This is a genomic window from Tissierella simiarum, from assembly GCF_018917865.1.
GTDB classification, from domain to species: Bacteria; Bacillota; Clostridia; order Tissierellales; family Tissierellaceae; genus Tissierella_C; species Tissierella_C simiarum.
This window is the reverse complement of the sequence record NZ_JAHLPM010000007.1, coordinates 192,866-199,075: the sequence shown is the minus strand read 5'-3', so window position 1 is coordinate 199,075 and position 6,210 is coordinate 192,866. Positions and strand designations below refer to the sequence as shown.

The 6,210-nt window shown below is 28.8% G+C and carries 7 protein-coding genes and 1 pseudogene; all 8 read left to right on the top strand.

What is annotated here, in order from left to right:
• Positions 1 to 237: 237 nt before the first annotated feature.
• The gene (locus KQI42_RS21790; protein ID WP_425519766.1) at positions 238 to 390 is read left to right on the top strand and encodes a phage holin family protein; all 153 of its coding nucleotides are present in this window, start codon (positions 238 to 240) and stop codon (positions 388 to 390) included.
• 696 nt (positions 391 to 1,086) lie between these two features.
• Positions 1,087 to 2,181: pseudogene (locus tag KQI42_RS10060) on the top strand (IS110 family RNA-guided transposase); the annotation flags it as partial.
• 176 nt (positions 2,182 to 2,357) lie between these two features.
• Entirely contained in the window at positions 2,358 to 2,810 is a 453-nt protein-coding gene (locus KQI42_RS10055; RefSeq protein ID WP_216519399.1) for a DUF1259 domain-containing protein, read from the top strand.
• 288 nt (positions 2,811 to 3,098) lie between these two features.
• Positions 3,099 to 3,563: a GNAT family N-acetyltransferase gene (locus KQI42_RS10050; protein ID WP_216519397.1), complete on the top strand. Its 465-nt coding sequence runs from the start codon at positions 3,099 to 3,101 to the stop codon at positions 3,561 to 3,563.
• 143 nt (positions 3,564 to 3,706) lie between these two features.
• Complete coding sequence (locus tag KQI42_RS10045) at positions 3,707 to 4,024, top strand: MazG nucleotide pyrophosphohydrolase domain-containing protein (protein WP_216519395.1); 318 nt, start codon at positions 3,707 to 3,709, stop codon at positions 4,022 to 4,024.
• Between the two features lie 362 nt (positions 4,025 to 4,386).
• Complete coding sequence (locus KQI42_RS10040) at positions 4,387 to 4,704, top strand: hypothetical protein (protein WP_216519393.1); 318 nt, start codon at positions 4,387 to 4,389, stop codon at positions 4,702 to 4,704.
• Positions 4,705 to 5,155: 451 nt separating this feature from the next.
• Complete coding sequence (locus tag KQI42_RS10035) at positions 5,156 to 5,431, top strand: hypothetical protein (protein WP_216519391.1); 276 nt, start codon at positions 5,156 to 5,158, stop codon at positions 5,429 to 5,431.
• 214 nt (positions 5,432 to 5,645) lie between these two features.
• Positions 5,646 to 6,074, top strand: a complete 429-nt coding sequence (locus tag KQI42_RS10030) for a GNAT family N-acetyltransferase (RefSeq protein WP_216519390.1) — start codon at positions 5,646 to 5,648, stop codon at positions 6,072 to 6,074.
• Positions 6,075 to 6,210 lie beyond the last annotated feature (136 nt).

Here is a 6,210-nt window from a genome sequence, read left to right as displayed (position 1 = left end):
CTACAAGACAGAAGTAATCAATAGATACAATCAGCTAATTTTCTATAATAAGTTATTTTTTATAGCTAGTCCTATTCAATAAAATAGAAATATGTAATACAAGGGTGTAATCACACCCTTTAATTATGTAAATTTTGGAGGTGTAAAGTGAATAATAATGAATTTCTTATATGGATAAAGAGAATTCTATTAGCAACGGGAGGCGTAATAACTACAATATTAGGAGGCTAGGAAACGCTGTTAAAAACATTAGTATTTTTAGTTATCTGTGATTATATATTAGGTGTCATAGCTTTAAACATAAGTAAAGAAACAAACTCAAGTGTTGGCTACAGGGGAATATTTAAAAAGTTCTTTTGTTTGTACCCGTTGGAATCTCTTACAACTTAGATCGGTTATATGGATAAAAGATTTAAATGGAAGTAGTATTCCAGATTGGACTTTATGGAGTATGTTAGATAGGATAAGTGAATAGACTAAATTTTTATATTGTAGTAACAACTTTTACTAATGCGTAATATACTTATATAGTAGGAAAGAAATAAATTAATTAATTAATACATGTCTGTTCCTACTATAAATGCATAAATAAACTTTACCTATATCCCTTCAGAGGTTCTATTAATAGTTATTAATACAGTAAAGCAGAGAAAAAATGACGAGAGACATATTAAACCATATCCTTATTAACGAGACTAGGATTAATTCCTGGTCTTTTTGGTACTATAAAAGTGTAAATGTAACACTCAAAAATGAGTGAAACATTTGCACTTATTTTATTTTATAATAAAGGGAGTAATTGGTCTGACGGTAGTATTTTTGGATTAATCACATCCGTCATAAAAACAGTCAACCATTCACTTATTATAAACATTCGATTAAGCAGGTTGAAACCATGTGACTTTCGTGTAACTAACCAAAATGAATTGTAATAAGTGCAGATGGAACCAATTATAGATACTCTATTGGAGGTATCAATATGATAAGCATAGAAATTGATGTATCAAAAGGAAAAAGCACAGTATGTATCCTAAAGCCATATGGGGAAATACTTTGTTCACCTTATGAAATCCATCTCACACAGAAACAGAACTTTCAGAGTTAACAAATAGCATACTAAGGTTTAACGAAGAAATAAAAGTAGTAATGGAAGCAACAAGCTCTTATCATTTACTTGTATTTAGTTATTTAAAAGAAAAAGAAATCTTTGTGTCAGTGATTAATCCATTAATCATGAAAAAATATGTATCCATGACTCTTAGAAAAGGGAAAACAGATAAGATGGACTCCATAAAGGTAGCAAACTACGGAATAGACAACTGGTTTCGCTTAGAGGAATATCAAGTAGCAGATGAGACATATTCAGAGCTTAGGTTACTTGGCAGGCAATATGCTCATTACATTAAAATGAGGGTAGAAAGCAAACTTACACTTACCAATATGCTAGATAAAACGATGCCTGGAATAAAAACTTTACTAAAAAACAATTCAGAGAATCCCGAAAGGGACAAATTAAATGATTTTGTAGAAGAATACTGGCATTTTGATAACATAACCAGAAAAAGTGAAAAGCAGTTTATCAATAGCTATATAAAATGGGCAAAGAAAAAGGGATACCATCAAAATGAAACGAAAGCAAAACAGATTTATGCATTAGCTTCAGAAGGTATCCCAACTATATCTTCCAGTACTTCATCGACCAAAATGCTAGTACTAGAATCTGTGCGAGTTCTCAGAGAAATAGATAGAACTCTAAATATTATTTTAACACAAATGAGAGAACTAGCAAGAGGATTAAAAGAGTATGAGGTAGTAAAAGAAATGTCAGGAGTAGGAGAAACCCTTGCTCCAAGATTAATAGCAGAAATCGGAGATGTAAGACGATTTAAAAACGGGAAATCATTAGTAGCTTATGCAGGAATTGATGCTCCACCGCATGAATCGGGAAACTTTAGAGGAACACAAAGAAAAATATCAAAACGGGGATCAGCCATTCTTAGAAAAACAGGCTATGAAGTTATGAAATGCATCAAGAGTAACAAACCAAGTGAAGATTCAGTGTATCAATTTATGATGAAAAAAGAAGCAGAGGGAAAACCATTAAAAGTGGCAAAAATAGCGGCCCTCAATAAATTTTTACGAATTTACTATGCAAGAGTAAAAGAAATTTATACTGCTTAAACCTTTAACAGATATAAGTATGAAACAGGCTAAACAGAGAAATCGGTTTAGCCTATTTTGCATTCTAAAAAATACTTGATTTTTATTAGCAGGTTTTTATGTCCAAAATTAACAAAAAATAAAAAGAACCTAATTTTTTAGACTGGCATATAATTTATCGAAAGGAGGGATCATACATGAATGAAAACTATGAAAATATAGATAAGACAAAAGAGAGATTTATTGATGATAGGAGAGACCGCAACCTTTGTCAAAGATTTGCTCGTATATTAAATGCTTCAATATTAACTTCAACGGATGATCTATGTGTAGTAACATTTGATAGAAGAATTGAAGCTGAAATTGATGGAAGGCGTACAAGAAGCCCTCTTGTATTAGCAGCATTATTTTCCTTTGAATCAATGGATAAGAGAGGTAGAACTTTAAATTTAGGTGAAACAGTAATACTCGAGAAAGAAATAAATCCATTTATAAGTGCTTTAAGAGAAAGAGGAATAGAAGTAACTGCTTTGCACAATCATTGGTTATTCGATAGACCAAGATTATTTTATATCCACTTCTTCTCTATAGAAGATCCTATAACCTTTGCAAGAAAAGTTTCTGAAGCTCTTAGAGTATTGAGAGATTAATTAAATAGATTAAATTAGATCAGGATTAATTTCTTGGTCTTTTTTATTTTCTGAAACTTTTTAAATTATTTTTACATAAATTTAGTTGTGGAGATGTTTACAAGAAGATATAAAAATTAGAAAATTATGGTATAATGTTTATACTAATTGTGTCGTATAAGTAGAGAAATATGTAGTAAAGGAAAATAATAGTTAAACTATAACATAGGATGTATTTAAATTTCACTTGATATATAATTAAATAAATTGACAATTGTAAGCTATTCTGAATGTAAAGGGGAATTAAACATGGATAATTTTAAATTTGTAACTGGAAGTATAGAATTACTTGATTTTGTACAACCTTTATGGGAAAAGTTAAATAAATACCACGAAGTTAACTCAAATTATTTTCAAAGTAGATTCACAAATCTTAAATTTGAGGTTAGAAAAAATAAGTTTGTCAATGACAACAATTTAGAAGTTAAAGTGGATTTAATTAAAGATATAGAAAAAAACTTATATATTGGTTGTTGTATTAGCACAGTTAGTAAAGAATTAGTTGGGGAAATTGATTCTCTTTTTGTTGAAAAAGAATATCGTAAATATGGTTTAGGGGATAAGTTGATGAATAGAGCATTAGATTGGCTAAATAGCAACCAAGTAAAAACAAAGATAATTGGAGTAGCAGAAGGAAACGAATATGTATTAGGATTTTATAAAAGGTATGGTTTTTATAAAAGAAGAGTAATTTTAGAACAGATAAATGAATAGCATTTAGTTCCCAATATTTTTAAAATGCCATTCAAGGGAACTCTTAAAAAGAGTTTCCTTGAAAAACGTTATATTATCAACACTATTCTTTAACATAGCCTAAATTTAATGTGTAATTATTCAAAAGGAGGAGCAATTTAAATATGAATTTATTAGATATTCAAAAGCAGGTAGGTAATTTCATTAAAGATAAAGGATTGAATTCAAATGTTAATATTAGGATAATTGACTTGGTATCAGAAGTAGGAGAGTTATCAAAGGAAATTTTAAAAGGAACTAACTATGGAAGTAAACCATTCGAGAAAACTGAAGAATGGGAAAATGAAATTGGAGACGTGCTTTTCTCTCTTGTTTGTATAGCAAATGAAACTAATACTAATTTAAAAGATTGCTTAAATTATGTTCTTGATAAATATGAAAAGAGGTTTATTAATAAAGGTAATTTAGATTCTGGAAGATAAAATTTAAGTCTATTAAGGAATTGACAAAAAAGCTAGAATATAATAATATCAATATGTCACAAGACTACCTATGAAGCATTTGAAACAGATATGCAGAATCCATAGGCCTTGTTTGATTATTAGCTTACCTATAAGGACTAAAATTACATAGTTAATGATAATAGAAGTAGTTTCGGCTACTTCTTATTTTTTATTTAAAAGAGCAAACAATAGAACAAATTATAAATAATTTCGTAATATATATTACAACAATAGATAAAGTTGCTAATAGAAAAAAGCAAATAAAAGCTAAGAATTTTAAAAGTTTATTTGGAATAGATAGATTACTAAATACTCAATTTTAAAAAAGGGAGGTGGAGTAGATGAATCAAATCTTTGAACAAGGTAGACGTAGGGAAAGAGATAGAGATAGAGAAAGGGAAAGAGATAGAGAAAGAGATAGAGATAGAGAAAGGGAAAGAGAAAGGGAAGAAGAAAGGGAAAGGGATAGAGAAAGAGAAAGAGATAGAGATAGGGATTGTGATAGACGTAGAAGAAGAGAAAGAGAAAGGGAAGACCGGGAAAGAGATAGAGATAGAGAAAGGGAAAGAGAAAGGGAAGAAGAAAGGGAAGAAGAAAGGGAAAGAGATAGAGATTGCGATAGACGTAGAAGAAGAGAAAGAGATTGTGACAGAGAGTAAGATAGATGCTTTGATGGCTGTTTTGGAGGAAGTAGTTTATTTTCCTTTTTAATTTATACTATTTTGCATATGTTGGCATGAACGTAGGCATGACGCGAATTTTGTGATTGCTAGAAAATAGATTGTAGTAAAAAACAACTAGGTTAACAAATTAGTTAACCTAGTTGTTTTTTAGTTATTTTCATCTATCTTTTAATTTTTACTTAATCGGTGATACATATTTTTTCTGAGACGTGCAATTCCAAAACTACCTAATATATTAACTTTAGACAAGCTTTTATATATACACTAATACAAATTACAATACTACATACACAAAACCTTTCTATAAGCCTATACAAGCCTTAAAATGCTATATCGAATATTTTCTCCAAAAGTGGAGAAATTTTAGCAGGAATTTCCGATTTTATGTAGAAATAATATAGTAGAAGCGTTAGTGAGGTATAAAATTGTGAAAAATTTAATCAGAATTTATAAAGCAATAATTGTAATAGGAATTTTTACAGTGATAGCTTCTTCCATTTCCTTTATATATCATCATTTAAAAGCATTGCCAGATAATGTTAGCTTTTATCCTGAAGAAATTACTTTATTTTTATGTATGCTATTATTTCGTGCTTTAGCAATTGTATTTGGAATGGAAAAATCTAGCAAAATAGCATTTATAGGAATAATTATTAGTATGTTAAATTTATTTATGTTTCAATTAGTTGAGCTAGCAAGCTAAAACAGGACTAATAAATATTTTAATTTTTTGACGTCAAAAATAAATTTGATGTTATATGTGTTTTTGATATAGATATAGATAATGAAAAATAATTTGTAAAAAATAATATTAATGCATCATTTAAAAATTTTCTATTATAAACTGGAGGTTGGAATATGGGTAGATTAAGAATAGTCCTTAAATAAAATACAATATTTAAGGAGGAAAAGAAAATATGAATAAAATTAAAATTAAAACTGATGTTATTCCATCAATTGAAAGCTTAATGAATTTATATAATGATGTTGGATGGTCTGTTTACACAGATGATCCTAGTAAGTTAAAGATGGCTTATGATAATTCACTTAAAGTAATATCAGCATGGAATGAAGATATACTGATAGGGATTATTAGAGCTGTAGGTGATGGATGTACAATTATATATATTCAAGACATTCTTTTACTTAAGAAATATCAAGGTGAGGGTATAGGCAGTATATTAATGAATGAAATGATGACTATCTATAAAGACGTTAGACAGAAAGTACTGATGACTGATGATCAACCTGATACAATTGCATTTTATAAAAAATGTGGTTTTGTTACACCAGATGTTTATGGAGCTATTGCATTTGTAAAAGATACACAAAGATTAGATTTTTGATCTGATCTAGAAAGTTATATATATTCTGTCAAGAATAAGATATAATATAATCATTTTGATGTATTTTTAGAGCCTGAGTTTCAGGCTCTTTTTCTTTCCTTAGCTTAAACTAAAATTTACTTAAAACCGACCTCAT

Excerpts from the sequence above, each read along its gene's own strand:
- KQI42_RS10055 (WP_216519399.1), top strand. The coding sequence starts at position 2,358 with ATGAATGAAAACTATGAAAATATAGATAAGACAAAAGAGAGATTTATT.
- KQI42_RS10050 (WP_216519397.1), top strand. The coding sequence starts at position 3,099 with ATGGATAATTTTAAATTTGTAACTGGAAGTATAGAATTACTTGATTTT.
- KQI42_RS10045 (WP_216519395.1), top strand. The coding sequence starts at position 3,707 with ATGAATTTATTAGATATTCAAAAGCAGGTAGGTAATTTCATTAAAGAT.
- KQI42_RS10040 (WP_216519393.1), top strand. The coding sequence starts at position 4,387 with ATGAATCAAATCTTTGAACAAGGTAGACGTAGGGAAAGAGATAGAGAT.
- KQI42_RS10030 (WP_216519390.1), top strand. The coding sequence starts at position 5,646 with ATGAATAAAATTAAAATTAAAACTGATGTTATTCCATCAATTGAAAGC.